General features: G+C 63.6%; 27 protein-coding genes. 16 read left to right on the forward strand and 11 right to left on the reverse strand.

Going from position 1 to position 26,213, the window contains the following annotated elements; genetic code table 11:
* Positions 1 to 29 precede the first annotated feature (29 nt).
* A complete protein-coding gene (locus HSX43_RS17630) occupies positions 30 to 1,124 on the reverse strand; it encodes a carboxynorspermidine decarboxylase (protein WP_179381457.1) in 1,095 nt (364 codons plus the stop codon).
* Between the two features lie 386 nt (positions 1,125 to 1,510).
* On the opposite strand from HSX43_RS17630, the gene HSX43_RS17635 reads away from it, so the two are divergent.
* Positions 1,511 to 2,914: a hypothetical protein gene (locus HSX43_RS17635; protein ID WP_179381458.1), complete on the forward strand. Its 1,404-nt coding sequence runs from the start codon at positions 1,511 to 1,513 to the stop codon at positions 2,912 to 2,914.
* Between the two features lie 70 nt (positions 2,915 to 2,984).
* On the opposite strand, the gene HSX43_RS17640 is transcribed toward HSX43_RS17635, so the two are convergent.
* Positions 2,985 to 3,599, reverse strand: coding sequence for a TetR family transcriptional regulator C-terminal domain-containing protein (locus HSX43_RS17640; RefSeq protein ID WP_179381459.1), 615 nt, complete (start codon positions 3,597 to 3,599; stop codon positions 2,985 to 2,987).
* 145 nt (positions 3,600 to 3,744) lie between these two features.
* On the opposite strand from HSX43_RS17640, the gene HSX43_RS17645 reads away from it, so the two are divergent.
* The 14 genes from HSX43_RS17645 (at position 3,745) to HSX43_RS17710 (ending at position 13,676) form a co-directional block, all read left to right on the forward strand.
* A complete protein-coding gene (locus HSX43_RS17645; RefSeq protein WP_179381460.1) occupies positions 3,745 to 5,004 on the forward strand; it encodes a Zn-dependent hydrolase in 1,260 nt (419 codons plus the stop codon).
* Complete coding sequence (locus tag HSX43_RS17650; protein WP_179381461.1) at positions 5,001 to 5,279, forward strand: hypothetical protein; 279 nt, start codon at positions 5,001 to 5,003, stop codon at positions 5,277 to 5,279. Before HSX43_RS17645 ends, HSX43_RS17650 begins: the two co-directional genes overlap by 4 nt.
* An 8-nt stretch (positions 5,280 to 5,287) precedes the next feature.
* Positions 5,288 to 5,494 carry a hypothetical protein gene (locus HSX43_RS17655; RefSeq protein ID WP_179381462.1) on the forward strand — a complete coding sequence of 69 codons (207 nt, stop codon included), beginning with the start codon at positions 5,288 to 5,290 and terminating at the stop codon, positions 5,492 to 5,494.
* Positions 5,495 to 5,511: 17 nt separating this feature from the next.
* A complete protein-coding gene (locus HSX43_RS17660; RefSeq protein WP_179381463.1) occupies positions 5,512 to 5,655 on the forward strand; it encodes a hypothetical protein in 144 nt (47 codons plus the stop codon).
* A gap of 9 nt (positions 5,656 to 5,664) precedes the next feature.
* Positions 5,665 to 5,958, forward strand: coding sequence for a hypothetical protein (locus HSX43_RS17665; RefSeq protein ID WP_179381464.1), 294 nt, complete (start codon positions 5,665 to 5,667; stop codon positions 5,956 to 5,958).
* A complete protein-coding gene (gene hydA, locus HSX43_RS17670) occupies positions 5,959 to 7,422 on the forward strand; it encodes a dihydropyrimidinase (RefSeq protein ID WP_179381465.1) in 1,464 nt (487 codons plus the stop codon).
* A 165-nt stretch (positions 7,423 to 7,587) separates the two neighbouring features.
* Positions 7,588 to 8,292 (forward strand): NYN domain-containing protein, encoded by a 705-nt coding sequence (locus HSX43_RS17675; RefSeq protein WP_179381466.1) that lies wholly within the window; start codon positions 7,588 to 7,590, stop codon positions 8,290 to 8,292.
* The gene (locus tag HSX43_RS17680) at positions 8,289 to 9,062 is read left to right on the forward strand and encodes an ABC transporter ATP-binding protein (RefSeq protein WP_179381467.1); all 774 of its coding nucleotides are present in this window, start codon (positions 8,289 to 8,291) and stop codon (positions 9,060 to 9,062) included. The genes HSX43_RS17675 and HSX43_RS17680 overlap by 4 nt, the downstream gene beginning before the upstream one ends.
* A gap of 39 nt (positions 9,063 to 9,101) precedes the next feature.
* Positions 9,102 to 9,284 (forward strand): hypothetical protein, encoded by a 183-nt coding sequence (locus HSX43_RS17685; RefSeq protein ID WP_179381468.1) that lies wholly within the window; start codon positions 9,102 to 9,104, stop codon positions 9,282 to 9,284.
* Positions 9,281 to 9,706, forward strand: coding sequence for a GNAT family N-acetyltransferase (locus tag HSX43_RS19725; RefSeq protein ID WP_179381469.1), 426 nt, complete (start codon positions 9,281 to 9,283; stop codon positions 9,704 to 9,706). Before HSX43_RS17685 ends, HSX43_RS19725 begins: the two co-directional genes overlap by 4 nt.
* Entirely contained in the window at positions 9,703 to 10,698 is a 996-nt protein-coding gene (locus HSX43_RS17695; protein WP_179381470.1) for an ABC transporter permease, read from the forward strand. The genes HSX43_RS19725 and HSX43_RS17695 overlap by 4 nt, the downstream gene beginning before the upstream one ends.
* Positions 10,699 to 10,811: 113 nt before the next feature.
* Entirely contained in the window at positions 10,812 to 11,636 is an 825-nt protein-coding gene (locus HSX43_RS17700; protein WP_235962730.1) for an ABC transporter permease, read from the forward strand.
* A gap of 47 nt (positions 11,637 to 11,683) precedes the next feature.
* Positions 11,684 to 12,664: an ABC transporter substrate-binding protein gene (locus tag HSX43_RS17705; RefSeq protein ID WP_179381472.1), complete on the forward strand. Its 981-nt coding sequence runs from the start codon at positions 11,684 to 11,686 to the stop codon at positions 12,662 to 12,664.
* 712 nt (positions 12,665 to 13,376) lie between these two features.
* A complete protein-coding gene (locus HSX43_RS17710; RefSeq protein WP_179381473.1) occupies positions 13,377 to 13,676 on the forward strand; it encodes an HAD family hydrolase in 300 nt (99 codons plus the stop codon).
* A 45-nt stretch (positions 13,677 to 13,721) separates the two neighbouring features.
* On the opposite strand, the gene HSX43_RS17715 is transcribed toward HSX43_RS17710, so the two are convergent.
* The 9 genes from HSX43_RS17715 to HSX43_RS17755 form a co-directional block, all read right to left on the reverse strand.
* Positions 13,722 to 15,551, reverse strand: coding sequence for a TniQ family protein (locus tag HSX43_RS17715; RefSeq protein ID WP_179381474.1), 1,830 nt, complete (start codon positions 15,549 to 15,551; stop codon positions 13,722 to 13,724).
* Positions 15,552 to 15,577: 26 nt separating this feature from the next.
* Complete coding sequence (locus tag HSX43_RS17720; protein ID WP_179381475.1) at positions 15,578 to 16,567, reverse strand: TniB family NTP-binding protein; 990 nt, start codon at positions 16,565 to 16,567, stop codon at positions 15,578 to 15,580.
* Positions 16,554 to 18,674: a Mu transposase C-terminal domain-containing protein gene (locus tag HSX43_RS17725; RefSeq protein WP_179381476.1), complete on the reverse strand. Its 2,121-nt coding sequence runs from the start codon at positions 18,672 to 18,674 to the stop codon at positions 16,554 to 16,556. The genes HSX43_RS17720 and HSX43_RS17725 overlap by 14 nt, the downstream gene beginning before the upstream one ends.
* A gap of 8 nt (positions 18,675 to 18,682) precedes the next feature.
* The gene (locus HSX43_RS17730) at positions 18,683 to 19,240 is read right to left on the reverse strand and encodes a TnsA endonuclease N-terminal domain-containing protein (RefSeq protein WP_235962728.1); all 558 of its coding nucleotides are present in this window, start codon (positions 19,238 to 19,240) and stop codon (positions 18,683 to 18,685) included.
* A gap of 373 nt (positions 19,241 to 19,613) precedes the next feature.
* Positions 19,614 to 19,844, reverse strand: a complete 231-nt coding sequence (locus HSX43_RS17735; protein ID WP_179381478.1) for a helix-turn-helix domain-containing protein — start codon at positions 19,842 to 19,844, stop codon at positions 19,614 to 19,616.
* Between the two features lie 1,374 nt (positions 19,845 to 21,218).
* Positions 21,219 to 22,982 carry an ABC-three component system protein gene (locus HSX43_RS17740; protein WP_179381479.1) on the reverse strand — a complete coding sequence of 588 codons (1,764 nt, stop codon included), beginning with the start codon at positions 22,980 to 22,982 and terminating at the stop codon, positions 21,219 to 21,221.
* Positions 22,979 to 23,224 carry an ABC-three component system middle component 6 gene (locus tag HSX43_RS17745; RefSeq protein ID WP_179381480.1) on the reverse strand — a complete coding sequence of 82 codons (246 nt, stop codon included), beginning with the start codon at positions 23,222 to 23,224 and terminating at the stop codon, positions 22,979 to 22,981. The genes HSX43_RS17740 and HSX43_RS17745 overlap by 4 nt, the downstream gene beginning before the upstream one ends.
* Positions 23,221 to 24,138, reverse strand: a complete 918-nt coding sequence (locus HSX43_RS17750; protein WP_179381481.1) for an ABC-three component system protein — start codon at positions 24,136 to 24,138, stop codon at positions 23,221 to 23,223. The genes HSX43_RS17745 and HSX43_RS17750 overlap by 4 nt, the downstream gene beginning before the upstream one ends.
* Positions 24,135 to 24,698, reverse strand: coding sequence for a recombinase family protein (locus HSX43_RS17755; protein WP_179381482.1), 564 nt, complete (start codon positions 24,696 to 24,698; stop codon positions 24,135 to 24,137). The genes HSX43_RS17750 and HSX43_RS17755 overlap by 4 nt, the downstream gene beginning before the upstream one ends.
* Positions 24,699 to 24,912: 214 nt before the next feature.
* Here HSX43_RS17755 and HSX43_RS17760 point away from each other — a divergent pair, with 214 nt between their 5' ends.
* Positions 24,913 to 25,986, forward strand: a complete 1,074-nt coding sequence (locus HSX43_RS17760; RefSeq protein ID WP_208454659.1) for a GIY-YIG nuclease family protein — start codon at positions 24,913 to 24,915, stop codon at positions 25,984 to 25,986.
* Positions 25,987 to 26,213 lie beyond the last annotated feature (227 nt).

Consider the following 26,213-nt stretch of genomic DNA (forward strand, 5'->3'; position numbering starts at 1 on the left):
ACCTCTCTCTTGCGGGGTGGGCGCGGCACTCAGGAGAGGGCCGCGACGAAATCGTCATAGGTGAAGTCGCGCACCGGACGGACGCTGCCGTCAAGCTCGCGGATGGCAATCGCCGGCATCTTCACCCCGTTGAACCAGTTCTTCTTGACCATGGTGTAGCCCGCCGCATCGAGGATCGACAGGCGGTCACCGGGTTTCAGAGCCTCCGGGAAGCGGAACTCTCCGAAGATGTCGCCGGCGAGGCAGGACTTGCCGCAGATCATCCATTCCTCGGGGCCCGCGTCGGGGGTCATCTTCGCGCTCTCGCGGTAGATCAGAAGGTCGAGCATATGCGCCTCGGTGGAGCTGTCGACGATGGCGAGCTTCTTGCCGTTGTCGAGCGTGTCGAGCACCGTCACCTCGAGCGACGTGGAATTCGTCACCGCCGCCTCCCCCGGCTCGAGGTAGACCTGCACCTCGTTCTCGCCCGCGAAGCGCTTCAACCGCTCGGCCAGCCGGTCCAGCGGATAGCCCGCGCCGGTGAAATGGATGCCGCCGCCCAGCGAAATCCACTCCATGCGCCGGATCAGCGCGCCGAACCGGTCCTCGATCTGGCCCAGCATCGCGTCGAAGCGGTCGAAATCGCCGTTCTCACAGTTGTTGTGGAACATGAAGCCGGAGATCAGGTCCGCCACCGGCTCGATCGCCTCGGGCGTGTGCTCGCCCAGCCGCGAAAAGGGCCGCGCCGGGTCCGCGAGGTCGAAATCGGAGGTCGACACGCCCGGATTGACCCGCAGGCCGCGCACATGGTCCCGGCTTTCCGCCTCGAAGCGGCGCAACTGGCCGGCGGTGTTGAAGATCACCTTGTCGGAATTCGCGATCACCTCCGCCATCTCGTGATCGGCCCAGGCCACCGAATAGGCATGGGTCTCCCCCGGGAACGTCTCCCGCCCCAGCTTCAGCTCGAAGAGAGAGGAGGACGTCGTCCCGTCCATGTACTCGGCCATCAGGTCGAAGACCGACCAGGTCGCGAAGCACTTGAGCGCTAGAAGCGCCTTCGCGCCCGAGGCCGCGCGCAACTCGGCGATCTTCTCCAGGTTCGGAAGAAGCGCGCTCTTGTCGATCAGGTAATACGGCGTCTGCATCCCGGCCCCCTCGCAAGCTGGGTCGGCACCTAATGCGCCCACGGACGGCCGGCAACCGCTGTGAAGACCCGGGCGACTCACTTGATTTCCGTCAAGTGGGCATTGTGTTTCCCGAAATATCGGCAGAATTGCGCGATTTTCAGAGATGTTTCCAATAGGCGACAGCGAAAACATGCGAACAGCCAAAGCCCTTTATAAAGGCCAATACGGAAAACACTTCTTCGATAGATCCGGATTTTCACGCCGTTCCTGCTCGTTTTCGCAAGATCTCGCGAACAATCGGCACCTCGGTTGCGCGAGTGGCACTCCCGTTTAGGTAGGCGGCTGACCCGAGGGCACCCAAGGCCTGACGGTTTGCGAGTAACTTCTACGAAAGGAGACGCTTCATGGCTCTCGACACCTCTACCTTCCTCGAGAAGGACACGGATACTTTCGCCTTCAACGACGCCCCCGTCGTACCGACCGCGCTCGACGCGCTCAACAAGGCGCTTGCCGCGCGCGGCATAGACAGCACCGCCCTGGACGAGACGCAGACCGCCATCATCACGGAGGCCGCGTCGCACATCGATACGCTTGCCGCAACGCCGATCGAAACGGCCGAGGACGCGCGCGAGCTGCTGGGTGACGGGATCGACCTGAAGGTGGTCGACGATCTGCGCACGACGGACGGTGCAAAGCTGAACGGCGTCGCCATGAAGGATGGCACGATCATTGTGGACGCTGCGCTGACGGGTCAGCAGCTGCGCGAAACGTTGATCGAGGAAGTGGCGGACGCGGCTTTCTACGAGGCCTTCCTGACGACATCCCAGGGCGATTTCGGCGCAGAGGTCGAAGCCCGCGCGGAGGGCACGAAAGATCCCGTCGAACTCGCGTCCTATGTGACTGAAGCGCAGGACGACACCGTGCAGACCGCATTCGGCGAAGGCGAAGCCAACAACGGCATCAACGATCCGGACCGGCCGATCGACGACCAGCTGATCGCAAGTCCCTGGATCAGGGACTTCGACCGTTCGAACGCGTTCTCGGGATTGGAAGCCGCGAAACTATCGCTCGTGACCCGGTCGCAGCCGGGCGCGACGGAGCAGTCCTTCATTGACCCGATCACCAATTTCGATGCGCGCAAGATCAACTACAGCGGCATACAGGGCAAGTATGACCTCAACGGCGACGGGCTGGCCGACGAGTACGGCAACCCCTCCGTCTACAAGAACATCGAGTCCTCTGACCCGCAGGACCCCGAGAAGTACATCACGATCCGGGACGTAAGAGCGACGGAACTCACGCCGACGTCGGAGACGAAGCAAATCATCGTGGGCCGCGGAGAATCCGGCCAGGTGCTGGTCATGAGGACAGGACAGACGCATACGACCGAGACCGCCATTGACTGGAACGCGACGGTCGGTGTCGAGTTGTCGGCATCCGGCAAACTGTTTGGCCTCGGTCTCGAAGCCTCGGCGAGCTTCGAGGGAAGTGCCGGCGGATCCGTCACCACCAGCAAGACCTTCACGGTGGGCCGCGAAATCCGGGACGAATACCGGATCCCGGCGGGGGCCTATGAAGAAGGAACGTTCGTCGTCTACGGCTTCCATGCGGTCAAAGGCGACGTCGAGGTGCTGGAGCAGGTCGACATCTACCTGAACATCACCAACGCCAAGGAAGGGTACAAGAACGGCATCAAGGTGGATGCCTTCAACATCGACACGATCGAGGATCACTACCTCGGCATTGTCGCGACCGACTACGACGTCACGAAGCCGCCAAGCGTGGAGGGGCTCTTCGGCATCGCGTAGAATACCGACACACACGGCCCGATCGTTCGCGCGACAGGCGCGCGGGCGGTCGTGCCACCGCTAAGATCAGTCAGACCGAGGGTGCCGCCAGCACCCGCCGGAAATGCGCCGTCAGATGCGCCTCCGCCTCGGCCCAGCGATCCCGCTCCGGGCCGAGGACCGCCGCGACCTGCACCTCGAAATCGGCGTAATGCTGGGTCAGCGCCCAGATGGAGAAGATCAGGTGATGCGGGTCCGACGGCGCGAGCCGCCCGGCCGCCATCCAGGCCGAGATGACGGCGCAATGGGCGTCGACGAGATGGCGCAGCTCCTCGCCGAGGACCGTCTCGATCAGCGGTGCCCCCCGCAGGATCTCGCCCGCGAAGAGCCGGCTCTCGCGCGGATAATCCCGCGACAGGCGCAACTTGCGCCGCACGTAGCCCAGCATCTCCTCCAGCGGCTCGCCATCCGGATCGAGCGCGCGCAGCGGATCGAGCCAGGTGTCGAGCAGCGTATCGAGCAGCTCGCGGTAGATCGCCTCTTTCGACGGGAAGTAATAGAGCAGGTTCGGCTTCGACAGCCCCGCCGCCCGTGCGATCCCGTCGAGCGTCGCCCCCCGGAACCCGTCGGCCGAGAACACCTCGAGCCCGGCATCGAGGATCTGCGCGCGGCGGTTCTTCTGGATCCGTGTCTCGTCGTTGGCCATGCATCTTCTCCGGGCGCGGTCGCGGACCGATGCCTCATTTTTCGGCAAAAGCCGTTGCGCCGCGTGGACGATCGCGCGACGGTTGACTGGTCTCGAACCTCTGGTAGCGTCTCTTTTACCAGACGGTCAAATATTTGGAGCGAGCATGACAGCCAGCGCGGGACAGAACCTCAAGGTCGACCCCGATCGCCTCTGGGACAGCCTGATGGAAATGGCGAAGATCGGTCCCGGCGTCGCCGGCGGCAACAACCGCCAGACGCTGACCGACGCCGACGGCGAGGGCCGCCACCTCTTCCAGACTTGGTGCGAGGACGCGGGCTGCACCATGGGTGTCGACCAGATCGGCAACATGTTCGCCCGCCGCGAGGGCACCGACCCCGAGGCCCCCGCCGTCTACGTGGGCTCCCACCTCGACACACAGCCCACGGGCGGCAAGTACGACGGGGTGCTGGGCGTCCTCGGCGGGCTGGAACTCATCCGCACGCTCAACGACCTGAACATCCGCACGAAACACCCCATCGTCGTCACCAACTGGACGAACGAGGAAGGCACCCGCTTCGCCCCCGCCATGCTGGCCTCGGGCGTCTTCGCGGGTGTGCACACGCAGGATTGGGCCGAGGACAAGACCGACGCCGAGGGCAAGCGCTTCGGCGACGAGCTCGACCGCATCGGCTGGCGCGGCGAGGAGGACGTGGGCGCGCGGAAGGACGACATGCACGCCTTCTTCGAGCTGCACATCGAACAGGGCCCGATCCTCGAAGCGGAAGCAAAGGACATCGGCGTCGTCACCCACGGCCAGGGCCTCAGCTGGACGCAGGTGACCGTGACCGGCAAGGAAAGCCACACCGGCTCCACTCCCATGCCCATGCGCCGGAACGCGGGCCTCGCCATGGCCCGCATCCTCGAGAAGGTCGAGGAGATCGCCCTGTCGCACGCCCCCCACGCCGTCGGCGCGGCGGGCCATATCGACGTCTCCCCGAACTCCCGCAACGTGATCCCCGGCAAGGCCGTCTTCACCGTCGACTTCCGCTCGCCCGAGCTTGCCGTCATCGAGGACATGGAGGCCCGCTTGCGCCGCGAGGGGCAGGCCATCGCGGACGCCATGGGCATGGAGATCGAGTTCGAGAAGGTCGGCGGCTTCGATCCCGTCACCTTCGACGAGACCTGCGTCACCGCCGTGCGCACCGCCGCCGAACGGCTCGGCTACAGCCACATGGACATCATCTCGGGCGCGGGCCACGACGCCTGCTGGATCAACCGCGTCTGCCCCACCGCCATGGTCATGTGCCCCTGCGTCGACGGGCTTTCGCACAACGAGGCCGAGGAGATCACCAAGGACTGGGCGCGCGCCGGCGCCGACGTCCTCCTCCACGCGGTCGTCGAGACGGCGGAGGTGGTGGCATGAACCGCGACAATCGCAACGGTCGGCGCATTGCAGGCGCTCTCGCCCTCGGCCTGGCGGTCCTTGCCGGGTGCACCGTCCCCGTACCCGGCGGCCCCGTGCCGGACCCCCAGACCTATTCCACCACCGATGCCCCCATCCCCTTCGCCGTGACCCGGCTCCTGCCACGCGGCGTCACCGCGCAGGACGTCCGCGTCGCCGACAATTGCTACGGCTATGTCTTCGAGGGGCAAATCTATCCCGTGCTGATCCCCCGCGGCACCCAGTATTGCCTGTGAGGCCCGCCATGTTCCGTTTCGCCCCGCTCATCCTGCTCGCCGCCTGTGTCGAGGCCGGCCCGAACCCCGCTGCCCTGCCGGCAGCGGTCGAGGCCAACCTGCCCGCCGACGTCTCGGCGCAGGCGGTCGGCCTGCAGGGCGGCTGCTACATCTACGACTACGAGGGCGACGTCTTTCCCGTGACCGACGCCTCGGGCCGCCAGATCTGCCGATAACCTCCCAGGAGCCCACCATGCCCCTTCGCCTCGCCCTCATCGCCCTCGCGACCGCCGCCCTCACCGCCTGTTTCGGAGCCGACACGCCCGAGCCCGAGCCGCCCGTCATCCTGCCGCCGACCAACGCCGCGCTTGCCGCGTCGACCGTGACACTGGCCTGACGGGTCGAGGTGCGCGCCCGCGTCCTCCCTCTGGTCCCGCTCCTCCTCGGAGCCGCTCCCGTCCTCGCGCAGGAGAAGGGCTATGTACCCGCGCCCCCCGACGACGTACCCGAGATCGTCAACATGATGCGTCCATCGAGCATTCCCCGCGCCGATCTGCTGATCCGCGACGGCTGCTACTACTACCGCGACCGCCACGGCGAAGTCCGCCCCTTCGACTTCGCCGGCCCCGCGCTCGGCACCCCCTATTGCACGGGCGATGCCCCGCCCGCCCCAACAACACCCCTGCCAAGGAGCCGCTAAATGTCCAAGGTCATCAAGAACGGCACCATCGTCACCGCCGACCGCCAGTGGAAGGCCGACGTCCTGATCGAAGGCGAGACCATCGCCGAGATCGGCGAGAACCTGAAGGGCGACGAGACCATCGACGCCTCCGACGCCTACGTCATCCCCGGCGGCATCGACCCGCACACGCACCTCGAGATGCCCTTCATGGGCACCACGGCGGCCGAGACCTTCGAGAGCGGCACCTTTGCCGCCGCCGCCGGGGGCACCACGATGCTGGTCGACTTCTGCCTGCCCGGCGAGGACGGCAGCCTGCTGAACGCCATCGACGACTGGGACCGGAAGTCGAAGGACCAGATCTGCACCGACATCTCCTACCACATGGCGATCACCGGCTGGAACGAGCGGATCTTCGAGGAGATGGAGGCCGTCGTGAAGGCGCGCGGCATCAACACCTTCAAGCACTTCATGGCCTACAAGGGCGCGCTCATGGTGGAGGACGACGAGATGTTCGCCTCCTTCAAGCGCTGCGCCGAGCTGGGGGCCCTGCCCCTCGTACACGCCGAGAACGGCGACATCGTGCAGGCCATGCAGGAGAAGTTGCTGGCCGAGGGCAACACCGGCCCCGAGGCCCACGCCTATTCCCGCCCCCCCGAGGTCGAGGGCGAGGCCGCCAACCGCGCCATCATGATCGCCGATGCTGCCGGCACGCCCCTCTACATCGTCCATGTGTCGTGTGAGCAGGCGCACGAGGCCATCCGCCGCGCCCGCCAGAAGGGGATGCGCGTCTATGGCGAGCCGCTGATCCAGCACCTCACCCTCGACGAGACCGAGTATTTCAACAAGGACTGGCAATATGCCGCGCGCCGCGTCATGTCTCCGCCGTTCCGATCGAAGGACCATCAGGACAGCCTCTGGGCCGGCCTCGCCGCGGGCTCGCTGCAGGTCGTCGCCACCGACCACGCTGCCTTCTCCGACGAGCAGAAGCGCATGGGCGTGGGCGACTTCACCAAGATCCCCAACGGCACCGGCGGGCTCGAGGAGCGCATGGCGATGCTCTGGACGAAGGGCGTCGAGACTGGTCGCCTGACCCCCGAGGAATTCGTCGCCGCCACCTCGACGAACATCGCCAAGATCCTCAACATCTACCCGATGAAGGGCGGCATCGCCGTGGGCGGCGACGCCGATCTGGTGGTCTGGGACCCCGGTCTGCACCGCACCGTTTCGGTGGCCACGCAGAAGAGCATCATCGACTACAACGTCTTCGAAGGCATGGATCTGAAAGCCGCCCCGAGGTTCACGCTCTCCCGCGGCGACGTCATCTGGGCCCACGGGCAGAATAGCCAGCCCCAGCCCGGGCGGGGGAAGTTCGTGCGCCGGAAGCCGTTTGCCTCGGCGTCGACGGCGCTGAGCAAGTGGAAGGCGCTGAACACGCCACGGAAGATCGAGCGGGATCCGCTGAATATTCCGGCGGGGGTTTAAATTCGTTGCACTGTCAGATGTTTACCCGCCCCCTTAGACAACTACTGTCGTGTCTTTTGTTGACATTTCGTACGCGAACGTATTTATTTAACGAGCGTCCCGCAGCACAGCGTCGAACCCCTCGTCATCTTGGGAGCGGCCCTTCCTGCGGGGCTTTTTCGTTCAATGACTAAGGTCGCGGTCCTCATAGATGGAGGCTTCTTTCTGAAGCGCCTGCGGACGGTGTGTCCATCCGTAGATCGGACCGATCCCGCAGCAGTCGATCGAGCGATTGGCGATCTCGTTCGTAGTCACCTAAAGCACATGCATCGCCGCTATGGTGGGGCAACCCCAGACGCTCTGTTGTATCGAGCCTTCTACTACGATGCCGAGCCATACCGCCGCAAGGCACATAGGCCGATAACCAAGCGCGGTTTCGACTATGCAAAATCCGATGAAGCTGTCTTTCGAATGGCCCTGTTTGATCGACTTCGGAAACGAGCGGCGTTTGCCGTTCGTCTGGGCGAGGTCATTCGCGAAAGAGCTTGGGTACTATCTGAGTCTGCGCAAAATGATCTCCTAAACCGAACGAGGACGCTCGACGAGCTCTCCGACGAAGATTTTGCTCCAGGGCTGCGTCAGAAGGCTGTAGATATGCGCCTTGCATTAGATGTTGCCTCCATCACCCTGAAAAGACAGGCTGAAGTGATCGTCTTGGTAACTGGTGACTCTGACTTCGTACCGGCGGCCAAGCTCGCCAGACGGGAAGGTGTGCGCGTCATATTGGATCCGCTATGGCAGGACGTGACAGCAAGTCTATTCGAGCACATCGACGGCGTTAGAAGCGGCGTTCGGAAACCTGGGGCAAAGGGCCAAGACGAAGAGCAATGACCACCATCTCCGCCAAATCCCTCGACCTTACCTTCCAGACCGGCGACGGCCCCGTGCACGCGCTGCGCGACGTCTCCCTCGACGTCGCCGAGGGAGAGTTCGTCTCCTTCATCGGCCCCTCGGGCTGCGGCAAGACCACCTTCCTGCGCTGCGTCGCGGCGCTCGAAACACCGACGGGCGGCACGCTCACCGTCAACGGCATGAGCCCGGACGACGCCCGGAAAGCGCGCGCCTACGGATACGTGTTCCAGGCAGCCGGCCTCTTCCCGTGGCGCACCATCGAGCGCAACATCACGCTTCCGCTGGAAATCATGGGATATTCCCGCGAAGAACGCCGAGCACGCGCGCGTCAAGCCCTGGAATTGGTGGAACTCTCTGGTTTCGCTGCGAAACTTCCGTGGCAGCTTTCGGGCGGAATGCAGCAGCGCGCCTCTATCGCCCGGGCGCTCGCCTTCGACGCGCCGATCCTCCTGATGGACGAGCCCTTCGGCGCGCTCGACGAGATCGTGCGCGATCGCCTCAACGCCGAGCTTCTCGACCTCTGGAAGCGCACGACGAAGACCATGCTCTTCGTGACCCACTCCATCCCCGAGGCCGTCTACCTCTCGACCAAGATCGTCGTCATGTCCCCCCGTCCCGGCCGCATCACGGACGTCATCGACAGCCCCCTGCCGAAGGACCGCCCCCTCGACATCCGCGACACGCCCGAGTTCCTCGAGGTCGCCCACCGCGTGCGCGAGGGCCTGCGCGAGGGGATGGCCGATGCCTGAGTGCCCCGTCCCGCCTCTCGCGCATCCGGCGGGTCGCGCATGAGCCGGAACGGAGCGCAGACGCTGGCCGATCTGGTCGTCATCGCCATCGTGGTCTGGTTCCTCGTGGCCGACCGTTTCGACACGATGCCGTCGCGGAGCCTGCTGAACCTCGTAGGGTATTTCGTGATCGCCACATCCGTCTGGCGCATCTGGCGGCGCAGCCGCACGGGGGAGCGGTGAAGATCCGCCGCGCCACCGCCGTGGACTCGCCCGCCTGTGCCCGGATCGTCGACGACTGGTTCACCGCGACCGACTGGATGCCCCGCGGACCGGGGCTGGCCCGGCTGGAGCAGATCATGCGCGAGGGATTCCCGGTGCGCGAGGCCTGGGTCGCGATGGAGGGCGAGGCGACGGCGGGCTACCTTTCGATGAAGGTGGAGGAGCACCACATCTTCGGCCTCTACACCGCGACGCCGGGCCACGGCGTCGGGCGCGCGTTGCTCGACCATGTCAAGAAAGGGCGCGATCGGCTGCAATTGCGCAGCCACGCCCCGAACCACGCCGCCCACCGCTTCTACAAGCGCGAAGGCTTCTATACCGTGGCCCATAACCTGACGGGCCACGACGGCGTGCCCGAGATCCTGATGGAGTGGCGCAGATGAGCGATACCCCCCTCTCCGCCCCCGGGGCCGGCATCGGCCGGTCGGGCAAGGTCGCGCTGGCGCTGCGCGGCACGGCGCGGCGCGCGGGGCCGGTGCTTGCGGTGGTCGTGGCGCTGATCGGGCTCTGGTATCTGGCCTGCATCCCGATGAACGCGCAGAATTCGCTCCTCCTGGCCGAGCGCGCGGGCGAGACCGTGACCCCCGCCACCGCGGCCGAACGCCGGAGCATGTCGGGGCTTGCCCTCGCGCTGGCCTCGCCCGGAGCGGCCGTGGAGCATGCCTTCGCGCAGGACAGGCCGCGCCTGCCTTCGCCGCATCAGGTCGCGGTGGAGCTCTGGGACAGCACGGTCGACAAGAAGATCACCTCGAAGCGCAGCCTCGTGCGCCATGCGGGCATCACCCTCGCGCCGACGCTTCTGGGCTTCGTGATCGGGTCACTCGCCGGCATCGCGCTTGCCGTCGGCATCGTCCACTCGCGGCTCATGGACCTGAGCGTCATGCCCTGGGCCATCGCCTCCCAGACCATCCCGATCCTCGCCATCGCGCCGATGATCATCGTGGTGCTCAACTCGGTCGGCATTCAGGGGGTGCTGCCGAAGGCGATCATCTCGGCCTACCTGTCGTTCTTCCCGGTCACGGTCGGCATGGTGAAGGGCCTGCGCGCGCCCGCGCCCGCGGACCTCGACCTGATGCGCACCTGGAACGCGAGCGGGCTGCGGACATTGGTCAGTCTGCGCTTACCTTCTTCGCTTCCCTATCTCTTCGCCTCGCTCAAGATCGCGGTCGCCGCGGCGCTCGTCGGGGCCATCGTAGGCGAGTTCCCGACGGGGGCCGTCTCGGGCCTCGGCGCGCGGCTCCTAGCGGGGAGCTACTACGGCCAGACCATCCAGATCTGGTCGGCTCTGTTCGGTGCGGCGATCGTCGCGGCGCTCCTCGTGGCGGCCATCGGCCTGACGGAGCGGGTGACGCTCAAACGCATGGGGCTGACATGAGCGGGTTGTCCTGGGCGCGACGAAATCAGAACTGGCTTCCGTGGGTCGGGGGAGCGGCTCTGGTGGCCGTGCCTCTCTTCGTCATTCCAGCTCTCTCGCCGGCATGGGACCCTCTGCGGCTCGCCTTCGTCTGGCTCATACTTTGGCAGTGGAACGCGCAGATCAGTCGAACCCGGTTCGGCCCGGTGGCCGCTCCCGTCCTCTTCGGCCTGACGCTTCTGATCCTCTGGGAAATGACCGTCCGGCTCTTCGATGTGCCCTCGGTCATCCTGCCAGCACCGACGGCGATCGGAATAGCGCTAGTCGATCAAGCCGGCACGCTCCGGGGCGACTGGGTTCAGACCGTCGCGAAAGGGGCCTTCGGTGGTTGGCTCATGGGGAGCGCCGCGGCCATCGCCATGGCCCTTCTGGTGGCGCGGTCGGATGTCCTGCGCCGGGGCCTCCTGCCCGTCGGCAACTTCTTCGCCGCGCTCCCGATCGTCGGCACGGCCCCGATCCTCGTGATGTGGTTCGGCTTCGGCTGGGAATCGAAGGCGGCGGTCGTCGTCGTCATGGTGTTCTTCCCGGTTCTGGTGAACACGATCGCGGGCCTCGACGACACCACGGCGATGCAGCGCGACCTGATGCGCACCTACGGAGCCTCGGCCGGACAGGAGTTGCGCTACCTGAAGGCCGCCGCCGCCCTGCCCTTCCTCTTCAACGGGCTCAAGATCGCCTCCACGCTTGCCCTGATCGGAGCCATCATCGCGGAATTCTTCGGCAGTCCGACCTTCGGCCTCGGCTTTCGCATCAGCACCGAGGTGGGGCGCTTGAACCTGCCGGTGGTCTGGGCCGCTATCGTGGTCGCGGCGGTGACCGGCAGCCTCTGGTACGGTCTGCTGGCGCAGCTCGAAGCGCGCCTAACCTTCTGGCACCCATCCCAACGCGGGCGGGCCTGAACCCGCCCCTTCACCCGGGGGCGTTCCCCCGCAACACGGAGAGAGACATGAAACATCTGATCGCAGCCACGGCCCTCGCGGCCCTCGCCACGCCGGCGCTTGCCGACGACGAGGTCACGCTGCAGCTGCAGTGGGTCACGCAGGCGCAGTTCGCGGGCTACTACGTCGCCCTCGACCAGGGGTTCTACGAAGAGGAGGGCCTTGACGTCACCATCCTGCCCGGCGGTCCGGACATCGCGCCGCCGCAGGTGCTGGCCGGGGGCGGCGCGGACGCGATGCTCAACTGGATGCCCTCGGCGCTCTCGGCGCGCGAGAAGGGCCTGCCGGTCGTCAACATCGCCCAGCCGTTCAAGTCGTCGGGCCTGATGCTGACCTGCTGGAAAGACACCGGGATCACCGGCCCGCAGGACTTCAAGGGCAAGACCATCGGCGTCTGGTTCTTCGGCAACGAATATCCGTTCCTCAGCTGGATGAGCCAGGAGGGCATCCCGACCGACGGCGGCGAGGAGGGCGTGACCGTCCTCAAGCAGGGCTTCAACGTCGATCCGCTCCTGCAGCGGCAGGCCGACTGCATCTCGACCATGACCTACAACGAGTACGGTCAAGTGCTCGACGCGGGCGTCTCCGAGGACGAACTCGTGACCTTCAAGTACGAGGACATGGGCGTCGCCACGCTGGAGGACGGCATCTGGGTGCTGGAGGAGAACCTCGAGGACCCGGCCTTCGTTGACAAGATGACCCGTTTCGTGCGCGCCTCGATGAAGGGCTGGAAGTGGGCCGAGGAGAACCCGGAAGAGGCCGCGGGCATCGTGCTCGACAACGACGAGACCGGGGCCCAGACCGAAGCGCATCAGGTACGCATGATGGGCGAGATCGCCAAGCTGACCGCCGGCTCCGACGGTTCGCTCGACGAGGCCGACTACCAGCGCACGGTCGACACGCTGCTGGCGGGCGGCTCGGACCCGGTCATCTCGGCCGAGCCCGAGGGGGCCTGGACGAGCGAGATCACCGACGCCGCGCTGCAGTAGGCCCGGCGAAGGCGCGATGCGGGCACCCTTCGGGGTGCCCTTTTTTATTTCAAGTCAATTGATTGGATGGATTTCCGACCCACGCCGCGGCATGGACCGAGTGCTCCTACCGGATAGAAGTCGAACAAGTCACGCGAACCGCCGAACTTGCACAGACTTCCCGCGCCGAACGCACGCGGGGCGATCAAGCAACTGATAAGTAGTCGATATTTTGTATGGCGCGACTCATAGTTCTGCCATTGGGCTACTGCTAAGCCATTGATACGTCGTTCTGGCTCAGCCGGAAATGCGTTCAATGTTGCCATTTGCGACTCAAAGGTTTGCCATTCGAAGCTCCCCGCGGTTCGAGCGCTGAGGCTAGAATCATCGTCCCCAGTGGCTTGGCGGGCCTCTTCCGGTAATCGTTCAACGATGGATCGGCAGGTGCATCATTCCCTTAGCGAAGTCGGCGCCATCTGCTTCGACGCGTTCGGCACGCTCGTCGAAATCAAGGACCGCCGAGGAGCCTACTTACCGGTACTCCGCGCCCTGCCACCACAGCGCGACGCGCGTTCACCGACCGGCTGATGCGCGAGAACCATTCCCTCCGGGATTGGCCTCGCGTTCTTGACCTTGAGCTAGATGGTGCTCTGCTTGAAAGGGTCGAAGCGTCGATCAGCGCCGAGACTGCGTCCGTCGCGATGCGATCCGGGATGACTGTCATTTGGACACTGTGAGGGAAGCCGGCCTGCTGACGGCGGTCTGCTCAAACCTGGCATCGCCCTATGGCCCGGCCCTCCGCCGAGTTCTCCCCTCGCCGGCGGATGTCGAGGTGCTTTCCTACGAGGTGGGGGCAATCAAGCCAGAACCGGCGATATACAAGCGGGTCCTGCAGGAACTCGATTTGCCCGCAACCGATGTCCTCTTCGTCGGCGATACGCCTTCAGCAGACGTCGACGGACCTCGCGCCGCTGGTTTCAGCGCGATGCTCGTCGAGGACTTCGAACGCCTGTTCTCCCTGAGCGGCATATGACGGCTGGTTTTAGCGCTGCGCCCGCGGTCGCGCGGTTGGAGTTCTTCACGAGATCGCGCCCTTCGGAGGAGGCACCGACAGGCCGAGCCTAGCGAATGGGCGGACCAGCGGCCGCCTAGCGTAGTAGCAACTCACGCCAGGGGTGTCGTCCTCAGGGCAAATGTCCCTTGCCTCCAGGTACACCTTGAACGGACCAGACGCCCTTCGGTTGAAGCGCGACAACTGACCGAGGGAGACATATCGCTCCTCGAAGCGGTAAAGGCTTTCGAACGTGATCGCGTCGATGAACTGCCGCGACTTCGGGTTTCGTGATCGGATCACCTCGAGCGATCCCGCCTCCACTAGAGCGTTGATTGTCGGATAGGCCACGCGAAGACGTCGGCTCGCGTCTCCTTTCGACATGGCGGCCATCTCAAGCGGCGGGAGCATGAGCTTCAGAGCAGGAACGCTCACCGCGACACGACCGAGGGAGCCTCTCCCGGCTTCCAGCTGATAACATTCAAGCTCATCACGCAGAATAAGCCTGATGATATCGATAGCGGCACACCGGACCCGAATGGCTGCCTCAGTTAGGGGGCTGAGGTCGTCGCAACTTGATGTCGCCCGCGGCGCTGCGCCAAGGTCCGCGACGAAGTCTTCAAGGTCCCTCCGTCTATACTTCGGTCGCTGATCGAGAGCGTCCAGCGTCGGTGAAAGTAATCCGGCGTGCCGCAAGGCCTCGAGGAGCCCGATACTGACACCGAGATGAACTGCAGCACCCCCATAGGTCATACGGTTCTTCATTTCAGCACGAAGCGCAGCGACATCGCTACGGTCGAGAACTTTCCGAAGCCATATTTCCCCATCGGGACCGTCGTCCGTCGCGGCACCGGTTCCTATGAGGAAGCGTGTCATGCGGACCCGCTCCATCTGCAGTTCGCGGCAAGCGCCCTCGATGGTGAAGCCGGACGGCTCCTTACAGGTTTGTCCGAGGACCATATCTCCGCGACGAAAGGGGTAGGTGCGGAAGATGTACCGACGCACGTTGTCCTTCAGGTCTTCGAACTCTGGACCGATCTTCGCATTGCGGAGCCACTCGAAGAAGGCCCCGAAGTCGGACTGGTGCCGGACCGTCCGCGTCGCAATGGGCGATACCAGTCCGTCGAGCGCCTGATAGAGGCTTTCTTCGCCGCCGCGCAGGGCTTGAAAGCCAATCCCACCGGCTTCCGACATTTCGCCCGTATCAGCATCGGAGATCGGACGCTCCGAGCCGAACGCGAGGACGAATCCGAGTACCTCGCAGAGACGCGTCGCGAGATGGAGCGGGAGGCTATCGAGGAACGTCTCCTGTCGATGTCCATGGAGACGTTTGACAAGGTAGCCCTCCAGGGGCGTGGGGCGTAATTCTTCGCCCTGCTTTGACGTGGCTTCGATGGTCTCCCAGTGTTTCTCAACCTGTCCGAGAAAGTCGTAGTTCGCGATCGTGTAGCGCTCGGGCGCCAGGGTGATCAGTGGCGTGTGATGTCGCTCGCAGGCACGGATCGACTGGAACTGCCAGAACGGTCGACGATGCGGACCGAGCGACCCATCATGCTCCCGGTCCTCGATCACGCAGCGCGGGCACAGCCGGATACGGGCCCGAAGCATGGAGTTCCGGTTCCCGGCCTCCCCTGCGACCTCGAAGCGGTTGTGCCCGACCGTCTTGATCGCCCAGCGAACTAAGTCGCCGAACGGTACGCCCGTGATCGATGCGAGCCGCTCGAACAACATGTCGTCACCCCGAACGAAGTCCCGCCACCGGAACCCGAAGTCGAGGCAGAGGTCCCGTGGATCCCTGACGGCGCAGTAGCGGGTGAGCCGAGACACGTAGGATGTCGGGGTCTCGTCGGGGTACACCGGAAACCAAAGCTGCTGCGCCGCCATCATTGTCCGGTACTCGCATCTGCGGCCGCATCACTCTGGCCAAACCGCCGGGTGTCGATCGAACGGAAGTCGTCGGCGAGGAACGGATTGAACGCGGGGATGCAATCGGCCTTCCGCCGAAACGCTGTCGCGAAATGGTGCCGACCAACGGTCGTGTCCCCCGCGATCAGTGCCTCCTCCAAACCGGAGACCATCGTCTCGACGATACGACCGAACTCGTTGGCGCCGGCATGGACGAGGCGGCGGGTGAAGTCGTCGCCCCTCACATCCTCGTCGGCCCTCAGCCCTGCGCGTCTTCGGAACTCGTTGAGAATGGCGCCCACATTCGAGGCGTCCGCCTCCCACGAGACGGCATCTAGCTTCGCGATGTCGACGCGCCGCGCGAGCTGGGGATCGGAGTTTACCAGCTCCATGAGTTCCGGTGTTCCCGACAGGATCAGACCGACGGGCCACGCCTTGTTGTTCATTAGAGACTTCAGCGTGTTCACCACATCGCTACGAGCGGCCAGCGACTTCTTCATGTAGAGGTCTTGCGCTTCGTCCAGATGGACGAAAAGGGTTCCTCGCTGCTGCAGTAAATGCCGGACTTGATCCCATATGAAGGGAGCCGGACGATCTCGGGTCAGGGGATATCCGAGCGCCTGCAGCATCGCCGCGCCGACATGCTTCAGCGTGGCGGGCGACGGAACTTGCAAGCAGACGACTTCAGCAAGCTCGACACCGCGTTCCGGTCGGGCCAGATCGGGATACCGTTCCAGCAGCCGGGCCACGGCGGTGGTCTTTCCGCTGCCGGAAGCCCCCACTACAACAATACCACCTGCCTCGCGCGTCAGGCCCATCGCGTCGGCCGCGCGCCGCCGTTTCATATGGCGATCGAAGAGCGTGCTCAGATTCTCGAAGGCGTCGTTCGATATGAACGTTGAGCGAAGCCGAGCGATGAGCAACTCGACATCCCATTCTCTGTTTTCGTCGGGTTCACTCATCGTCATCGAACCGCCAAGCGCGTTTTGCCGTATCGGTGTCACGGTCATCGAGATCGTTCGTCGGCTCTTCCCTCTCCGGTTCATCGAGCCGAACGATGCGCCCATGGAGGGAGTCATCCGTCGGCAGGTCGAGTACATCGTCCCTGTCCGGCGTGATCGAGAGGCCAAGGAAAAGCTGGTCGTGCGCTCGTTCCAGACTCTCGGGTGTCTGCGCTGCTAGGATGGTCCCAAACCGCGTTGCCTCCCTCTCGTTGATCGCGATGATCCGCCGGAGGGCCTCGAAGACCGTACGCTCGTGAAGGACAGCCTCGTCATGGTGTTTCTGCCGCAAGCTGCGAACGGCTGCGGACCAGGTGTCGAAGCTGACACCCTCGGCGCACTTCTGAAGGGCTCGAGCAACGTGCCATGTCCGATCAACCCGAACCATGATCCAACCGAGGTCCCGGAGATCGACGCGAATAGCGACATCCTGTTCGTGGCTATGGAGATGGAAGTCGCGAAGAGCCGGGCAGACGTAGTCGATCCCGAACTTCCTGACGCCCCGGCCCGATACGCGTCGTTTGTCTTTCAGTCCGAACGCGAGACAGCGCGTCTGTTGAGATAGGGCGGGGACGACGCCCTTCTCGCTTGAAAGCCGATTCCAACAGTTATTCGGGGTCTCACCGTCCAAGCCTTCGTGCGGCATGTTATGGTAGATGTCGACGATGTAGATCGTGAGGAGCTCCATGAGCACATCGTCGGACAATGCAGCTAGCTGCTCCGCTGGATAATCGCCACGTAGTATTGGATTTGAGGACGTTCGGCCACTTAGCAGAGGCATTAGAGCCGAGCTGATCGTTCCGAAGATCCGCTCTACCCTCGAGCGGAGCCACGGCAAGCCCCCCGGCGGCGTCTCCGGATTTCCATGTGCGTCCAAGACCGCCGCCCGAAATTCGTCACTGACGAACGCCGCACCGAGATCAGTTACCACGGCGGCCAGCCCCCCGTGATGATGCCACCGGGACATACAGCCTGCAGCCTCTGCCAAGTCCGATTTGTCGCGGGTGATGTCAGCAAGAAGTTCGACGGCATCGCGGGGGTTAGGGGCGCGGGCAATCCGCATGCCAAGCACACACCGCGTCGCGCAGTCGATCGCCAGGTACAGCCATCGGCGACCGCGCTCCAACCCCGCGAGTTCCTCGTCACTCAGGTCATTCAGGAGGCCCAACTGAGAGAAGATCGAGATCACGTCGATCTTCCACTCGTCGACTTCGATCCGTTCCATCGGGTAGGAGACGTCGATGCCGGTCTCGTAGAGAACGAATTCGTGACGGGCTTCGTCCACCCCGCGGCGGTGAACCTTCGTAGAGTATGGGTCCAAACCCTTCAGGGTCCGCTCGATCTTCCTTTGGGCCATCTCGGGGAGGGGCGGCAGGCCATCCTCCGACCGCCGATCATTCTCCTGGCTCAGGAGCTCTTTGTACTTCTTGTAGGTCTCGCTCTTGTTTGGCCCATTTCGGATAAGATAGGTGCCGATCGCGGCACCGAGGATGCGTAGCGACGCAGCGCAATACCGGGCATCGCGATTGCCGGATCGATGAGTTCGAGGCACGAGCGCCAGGATAGAGCAGCCGCTCATTTCGTAGCGTCTCAGCCACGTCCGAAGCGACCTTTCGCAAGGCGGGGATCGATACGCATTCCATCTTCCCGCACGAGGGCTTCTCCAACTGCGCTGCGTGGCCTTCGCCATCTCGTTGACATGCGCTTCGAGCTTCGGCAGCGCCTCCCTTATCGATGACGGGACCCGTTTGACCTCCCCGCGGCGCTCCAGCTCGAGAAATGCCGTAACGATCGCATGGCGCCACACCGTCTCGGATCGCGGTCTTTCCGGGAGGCCGCTGATTAGATCGAGCGTCCCGGCCCCTTCGCGTGCGTCCTGCCGTCCAGGAAGATGGTAAAGCGGCTCGAACTCCACGTCCGATCGGCGCAGAAGCTGGGCGAACTCCTCGAATGTGTAGACCTGTCGAACGCCGAACGCGTTGGGCGCTTCGAAGGCGTAGCTGGTTTCGCTCACTTCGGTAAGACAATACTCCCGGCCAGCGACCACCAGGCGGTCGAGGGATGTGATCCGCATGCGAGACGTCATGCGTGAACCCCCGCTCGGATAGCAGTGTTGAGATCGATGAGGCGTGTCCTATCGACCCACAGGAGGTCGGCATAGATTGCCACGTAGATCGAACGGTACGCCGCGGAGCCACCGCCGAGAAGATCGACCAAGCCTCGTACCGTACCCGGCAAGGGTTTTGATTTTAGGACGCTCGCGACTCTGGAGAGATCGTCCGGTCCATATCCCCTCCTGATCGAGAGGTAGCGCTCTGCGTTAAGGGCCTCTTCCTTCGTGAAGTCCCGATCCGTCACCAGCACGAGATCGTCGGCGACATCCTTCGCGAGCTGCCGGCGTATCGCCTGCAGCTCACTGAGGAAGGCGGATCGCTGAGCCCGCTTCAGCGGTTTCACGGCGACCGCCAATTTGCGACCGCATCGAAGCGTCACGAGGAAGTCGATCACGTGCTGGCGGATCGCGCCCCGTTCGTCGCGATACGTTACGGACGGCGGCTGCTCCCATACGTCCCAGATGTCGGGGCGCGCGAGGTAGAGAAACAGCACGCGTTGCTCCAGCTTGCTTTCGAACTGGATCACGCGCGGGCGTTCTTGCGAAGGCAGGTCTGCAACGACCGCCCCTCGCGAACTGTGGCGTGAACGCTTGGCGATCGACCGCGTGGCACGGCTGGGGAGAGGAGGCTGAACAACGTCGCCGTTGTCTGTCTGATTGGTCATAGTGATATCAGGACGGCGGCCAAACCGGCCCGCCGCCTGCCTTCTATTCGAGTGTCGGATGCAAAGAGGGGCCGGCCCACGCACCGACTAGCGCGCAGGAGGCGTTGACTTTGCGACGGTTTGCCGGGAAAAGAAGGCGTCGGGTCTGACTTCGACACCAAATTCTAGGGCCTCGTACGGTTGGCGCCGTCGGGGCCTTACTCTTTTCCGAGATGCGCTTCTTACTGCATGTCGATCACCCCCTCGGATAGCGTTTAGGCCAGAGGGCCTCGGGGGACTTGCCCAGCTCAGCCGCGATCGCGCTCTCGATCCGACGGGACCGCTTGTGCCCGATGGACACCATCGAGACCGCGCTCTGCGACACACCCAGCCGTCGGCTCACATCAGCGAGCGAGCTTCCCGCAAGCCGTAGCTCGAACTTCACCCGCTCATGGTTGCGCAAGTCTCGAACGGACAGTGTCGCCATTGGTTAAGTCCTAGAACCGATCTCACAGCGTCGATCATACGGAAAACACCCCAATTATCAACAAATCCAAATACTTACATAAATAGATGCGGAATCTGCAGGACTGCAATATGCACGTAATCAGGGCGCAAAACCGCACGCGAGGCGTCAGCGTGTCCCTGGGCCGCCGAAAGGTTTGATAACGCTCATGATTGCTCTCTTGCATCACGGAGACCGATGCTTTGCCGTGGTGCCTAGCGGGCCAGGCGCGTGGACCGGCCACTCATTCGACAGCGTTCAGGCGACATACGATCGCGCCTCAAACCTTCGGGAGCTCGCAGCGCATTTCGGAATCAGTACCGTGCTCGTTCGCCGTCTCCTTGCCCTCGTCGGGATCGACTACGTGAGCGACTGGCATGGTTGTCATCTGCGGGGCGTGTGCTGCGAAGACCTTGCTCAGGCGCACGGTCTGTCGGTGGCCACGCTTCGCAAGCTGTTCAGGGAAAGAGCTTTGCCAATCAGCCGCGGGCGTCCCCGTCGCCGGCTATCTCAAGCCGAGCTCGCACGGGCTGCTCTGAAGGCGAAATCTGTGAACGGATCTGCAAAGACACTCGCGATCCACTGGACGACGGCGAGGAATTTGCTTGTCGGGCTCGGCCTCTTTCGACGGAACGACCGAAGGTACGAGCTGATCTCGCCGTTATCCCCGAGCGACGGCTGGTGTGAGCGAAAGCGTCTGTAGGTCGGGCGTGACGCATGTTTCTGTTGGCAATGCCACTCCGGGCCGATATTCAGAGCGGGAACGGTCGGGAGGTTCGCGGCTGCCTTTGCAGTCACCCTCCCGGTCAACAGAGCGATCGGCCCGACGCGCACCGTCGGGCCGTTTTGCTTGGAGACCTCGAAGTATCGCGATTTGGTACGAGCAGTGCGGGCTTGAGCGGCGCGGTTCATAGGCTATGATCAGGATCGAACGGCGTTTGGGGACCGGAGATGTCGAGGCATCTTCCCCCTCGGCCAACAGAACGATGGCCCTGTCGCGGAAGCGGCGGGGCCTTTCCTTTTTCGAATGGTTCGGTAAGGCGTTCGTCAATCCGCAGCGTATAGATCTCTCGAATTTTTCCCAACGCCTTACAGACTGCCAGATCGCTCCGCAGGAAGGATGGCGGAAGACATAGTAACGATTACCGGAGAGACTATTGGTCCTACAGATGGCCTCCGGGCGACGGTGCCCGAGGCACCCGCTCAGACCAATATGGAGGCTGACACTGTTCCGCTTCACCAAGCTCATACCACCTATGGCCGGTCCACATCCAAACCTCCCAGTCGTCACCGGGTTTCCGAACCACGTAGTAGTAGCCAGGTCGGCTGTCGTCGGAATGCTGCATGGCTGACCTTCTACCCAAACCGAACCCCGAACAAGCCGCCGGTCTCTTCCTCGTCGTTTAAGCGTGTGCTGTTGACGTGCTGCCAGACGTCGAAGTCATCTTGAAATCCGTCCGTCGGAATCGCATCGGAGTTCATGGTTACGATGTACTGAAAGCCGACGCGCTCGGCGTGAGCCGCACCGAGTTGCAGCGCCTTCGCCACCTGCCGTTCGTCGACGCCATCAAAGAGGTGGCTATCGTGGATGAGGAATCCCGGGCCGATGCCGCGCTTCGTCGTCAGCTCGGCCAGCATCAGATCGAAGCAGAAGATCTGCATGTTGTTGATGCCCTTGCTCCGCTGTGACTCGATCGAAACGTCAAACGTCGGTCCGTTCTCAGACGCGCCGATGGTGAGGCTGCCAGCCTCCTCGTATAGGGCCTTTGACAGGTCCTCGAAGACGAGAATGGCGTCTCGGACCGTCCCGTCCCGTTCGTGCAGATCGCTCTGCAAAGCCTGCCGCAACTGGGCTCGCTCTATGTCGAGCTGGGCCTTGTTGCTTTCAATCCCCTCGGCGATCTCCAACTGCTGGCGAAGGGCTTCGACTTCGGCCTCGGTTCGGCCGAGTTCCTCGCGAAGCTGAGTGTAGTGTTCCAACGCCCCGCCGGAGCGGAGGATGCCCATGATCTCCTGGCGCCGTTCATCGAGCGCTTCACGCTCGGCGTTCCGCGTGGTGATACGGCTTTTCGCAGCGTTGATCTCACCGGTGAGGTGAGACCGACGATTCCGGACGATCGCTTCGTGGAACTCTGCAACCTCCTCGAACCTCTTGCTGACCGTATTAGGCAAAAGGACGCCGGCCTCACTGTACAGCCGTTCGACGTTCGCGACGGCAGGTGCCTCCTCGCTTTCGAGCGCGGTGGTTAGCTGGAGAATGAGGTCGCGGTCGATGACGTTGTCGTTGTTCATCGTCGAGATCGCGCGGGTGATCTTCGACGCTTCCGCTTCGAAGGTTGCGTATTCCGGAACGACATTGAAGCTATCGATCTGCTCGCGCAGCCGCGTGGCCTTGCCTTGGGCCACTGCCAGCCGTGTCCGAAACTGTGCGGATGTGCCGTAGAAGTCGCCGAGGCTGCCCTGCTTCGCAGCCTTTCGCAGCTCCTTCATCGCCTTCTCGCGGTCCCGTGCCTCCTGGAACCGCTGCGGGATCGATGCGTCCAGCCCGAGGAGGTAGGAGATAGAGACCTGCTGGTCCCAGGCCTGCTTCTTACCGGGCTGCGTAGGTTCGACGAACCCGCCGCTTCCCTGCTTGCGCGCGAAGTAGGGGAACAGGGATCGGAAGGTCGGACCGAAGCGGCCACGCGCCTCCTCGTTCGTCTGGAGATCGAATAGGAGCGCGCCCAGGTTCAGGCGCCAGTTCGGAAGCGACAGAACGAGATCGCCGGTCTTCTCGTCCAAGTCCGGTTCAATCGGCCAATGGTCCGTTACGCCTTGGACCTTAATCGTGCTCATCACCTTCTTCGTTCCCGACCTTTCGACGGAAACGACATGTCCTCCGATATCGGATTGGACGGTGAAGGTGTGTGGAGACAACTCGTCGGACCGGAAGATGCTGTCGGTGTCGGCGTTACCTCCGTAGAGGAAGTGGATCAGTTCGACGAAACTCGACTTGCCCGCTCCGTTGCGGGTCTGGCGGTCAGTCGCCTCAGCGGACTTCTCCGCCAGGATAATGTTGAGCCCGGGGCCGAAGGTCAGCGATTTGAACGTCTCCAGATCGCTTGTGACGGAATGGATCATGGCGTTGCCTTCCGGAGAAGGCCGTTCTCAAACGTGACCGCCTTGAGCATGAAGAGGAGATCGAGGGCGAGTACGAACCAGTCGTAGGTTATAGGTGCCACGCCGACAGGCTCGCCCCGCTCCTTGCGCAGGTCGTCCCACACCCGCGAGACTGTCAGGGGACGGTCTAGACAGGCGAGAATATCCGCCCCGATGGTCAGGAGCGCTCGCTCTGGCCGAATGTGCTTCGTCGGCAGGATCATGTCGAAGCCTTCGCTGGAGCATGGTCTTCAAAGATATCACATCGCTCGAAGAAGTAAGACATCACGGCGAGGACGGCCGCTTGATGTTCCGGCGTTCCAGACATGCCCCCGGCGAACTGCTGGAGCTCCGTGAAGATCGCGTCTGGCTGGATCCCGCCGTCCCTTAGAGCTTCGTAGCGGTTGCGGAAGCCTTCCGCGATCTCTTCGCCGAAGTTCGGCACCGGATACTGATCGAAGAAGCGCTCGACCAGCCGTTCCTGACGGCGACCCACGCGAAGGAGCCCCGCCGCCGCCTCGGACAGGTCGTTCGCCTGGATCTTCATCGTCGATGGAGCGGTAAGCGGCGGGTTGTCATCCGGCGGCATCCGCGGAATCGCGAGAATGACGGGCTGCAGCTCGGCGAACTCCAGCTTCGCGACCGTAGCCTGCGTTGGGGCAGCGCCGAACAGGTCCGCGAGCTGTGCGGGCGTCAACTGCCCCATCACGATCGCGAACAGCTCGGAATACCCCATCTGGCCAAGGGTCACGCTTGGGTTCGCCGCTCCGAGGTCGGTGAGTTGCTGAACTACGTCCGCAGGAAGGCCGGCCATATCGTTATGGACGAAGAACCACTTTTCCATGCGCGGACCCCAATGGCCGACTGCACCGTTGAAGTCTGCATCGACCTTGGCCTGCATATCGGCGAGCTTCGTGGAGCGGGGTCCATAGCACTGGAAGACGGCCTTGTCGCTTTTGCGATACCCATCGCTCTTCCGATCGCCCTTGTTGCCGTAGGCTCGCACTGGCTGGAAGTCGCCCGGGAAGGCGTGGCCCATGATTGCCGAGAACAGGTCCTCGAACGCCTGTCCTTCGTTCTCAAGGAAGGCGATCTTGAATTTCATCTGGAAGATGTAGCGCTGAAGGTCGTCCATCATGTCCCTGCAGCGAGGGCACGCTGTATCGTGCTGCGATTCACACCGAGAATTTCCGCCATACCAGATACGGTCTCGCGCTTCGCCTCAATGGCCTGCCTCGCGTGCGCGATCTGCGCAGGCGTCAGCGCCGGCGGACGGCCGAGCCGCTTCCCGCGCTTCTTCGCAGCGCGCAGGCCGGCCTTCGTCCTCTCCTGGATCAGGTCTCGCTCGAACTCGGCCAATGCCCCCATGATGTGGAATACCAGCCGACCTCCCGCCGTCGTCGTGTCTATCCCATCCGTCAGACTGCGGAACTCGATCCCGCGTTCGCCGAACAGCTTCAGGAGGTGAACGAGGTCCGCGATGGACCGCCCTACCCTGTCGAGCTTCCAGACGACGAGATGATCTCCCTGCCCCAGAAGCTCAAGCGCCTCGGCAAAGCCAGTCCGACTCTGAGCCACCGTAGTCCCGCTTTGGGCTTGGTCAGTGATGATCCGATCGCACCCGGCCTCGGTCAGCGCCTCGATTTGGAGATCGAGGTTCTGGTCCTCCGTGGACACCCGTGCGTAGCCGATTTTCATGAGAGCGTTGTGCATGAGGTTTTTGCGGCAGTCCACCGGAAAGGAATTCAGTGACTTGGCGTCAGGGCTCGAACCGCCGCAAAAACGTTCCTTTACGCCATGAACGGAGTTACGAAACCGTGGGCACCCGGCCGATAATGCGCATGGGGCATTCAGACGGGAGCATAGCTGCATGATTGATCGCGCGTGGTGGGACCACCTGGCACCGAAGGCCATGGGTGGCCTGCGCGGCGATGTGCAGGCCATGATCCGTCGCGAGGCCGCGCATGTGCTCGGTTCCGGTTGGCTCGAGACCGCCCGCAAGCCGAACGGCCTCGTGCGTTTGAGGATCGGCGACGCTCTCCCGATCCTCCATGTCGTGTTTCTTGGCCGGGAACGCATCTTCGTCGCCCCGCCGCGGCGGTGCGAAGCGGAGCACCGAACCGTGCGGCGCGAGGCGGACATGGCCTCCGGCCGCCCCATTGGAGAAAACGAGATCGCGGTTCAGCCCCTGATCCAAGTCGATCTTGTCACCGACCCGGTGCTTGTCGAGGCCGGCCTTGCCGGCCGCACCGCCATCGACGAGAGCAAGGTTTCCCAGCCCAGTCAGATCTTCTGCTGCCCCGCGCACCTTCTGCTTCGGCCGCAGGGCTACCCCAAGAAGAGCTTCGTGCTCTACCAGCACATCTTCGGGTCTGGCTCGACCTATCCCGACCAGGGCTGGTTCTATGTGGGGATCACGACGCGAAGCTGGCAGAAGAGGTGGGCCGAACATCGGCGCGCGATCGAGTCCGGCAGCCCTCTTCTCTTTCACAGGAAGTTTCGGGAGGAGATGCAGGCTGGGGCGGTCACCTACGTGAATCACAAGATCATGGGCGTGACCGATGATCTGGAGGCGCTCTACGAGGCCGAGAAATTCCTCGTCGAGGGGCACTGGCACGATGGCCGCAGGCTCAACATGGTCCCGGGAGGGAAGTCTGCCCTGCGATACATGCGCCAGCACGGCATGATCACACCCGGGGTCGTGCCGATGCCGGACGAGCGCGACAGGGTCCTGCAGGAATGGATGGAGGCACATCCCCGCAAGGGCATGCCGGCGCCATGGATCTCGGAGAAGTGGGCGGACAACGACTGGCCCGTTGCCCAGATCTGCGGTCGGGAAGACCGCCTGTCGGTGAAGCAGGTGAGAGCGATCCGCAGTCTGGCCGAGAGCCACGGCGCAGAGGAGATCGCCCGGCGCATTGGGGCGCGCAACGTGGCGCAGGTCGAGCGGGTGATCTTGGGGCAGACCTACTCGCGGGTGGAGTAGGCGGCGCAGGGCTCGCCAATGGCCGGGTCTGCGGCGAGCCAGGGGGCGTGGTGCCTTATATAATCATCTCATTGCGGCGAAAGAGACTGAGCATGTTCTATCGCTGTCTGAGGTGCTCCCCGATCCTTGGACAGGATCTGGCGTTTTCTAAGCTACTCTCTGGGCCTCCTGGTCGGGTTGCATGATCGTCGTGCCGGCGCGGTAGACCACGTCCGGTGGTTGTCCGT

This window comes from Jannaschia marina, from assembly GCF_013404595.1.
In the GTDB taxonomy this organism is placed as follows: domain Bacteria; phylum Pseudomonadota; class Alphaproteobacteria; order Rhodobacterales; family Rhodobacteraceae; genus Jannaschia; species Jannaschia marina.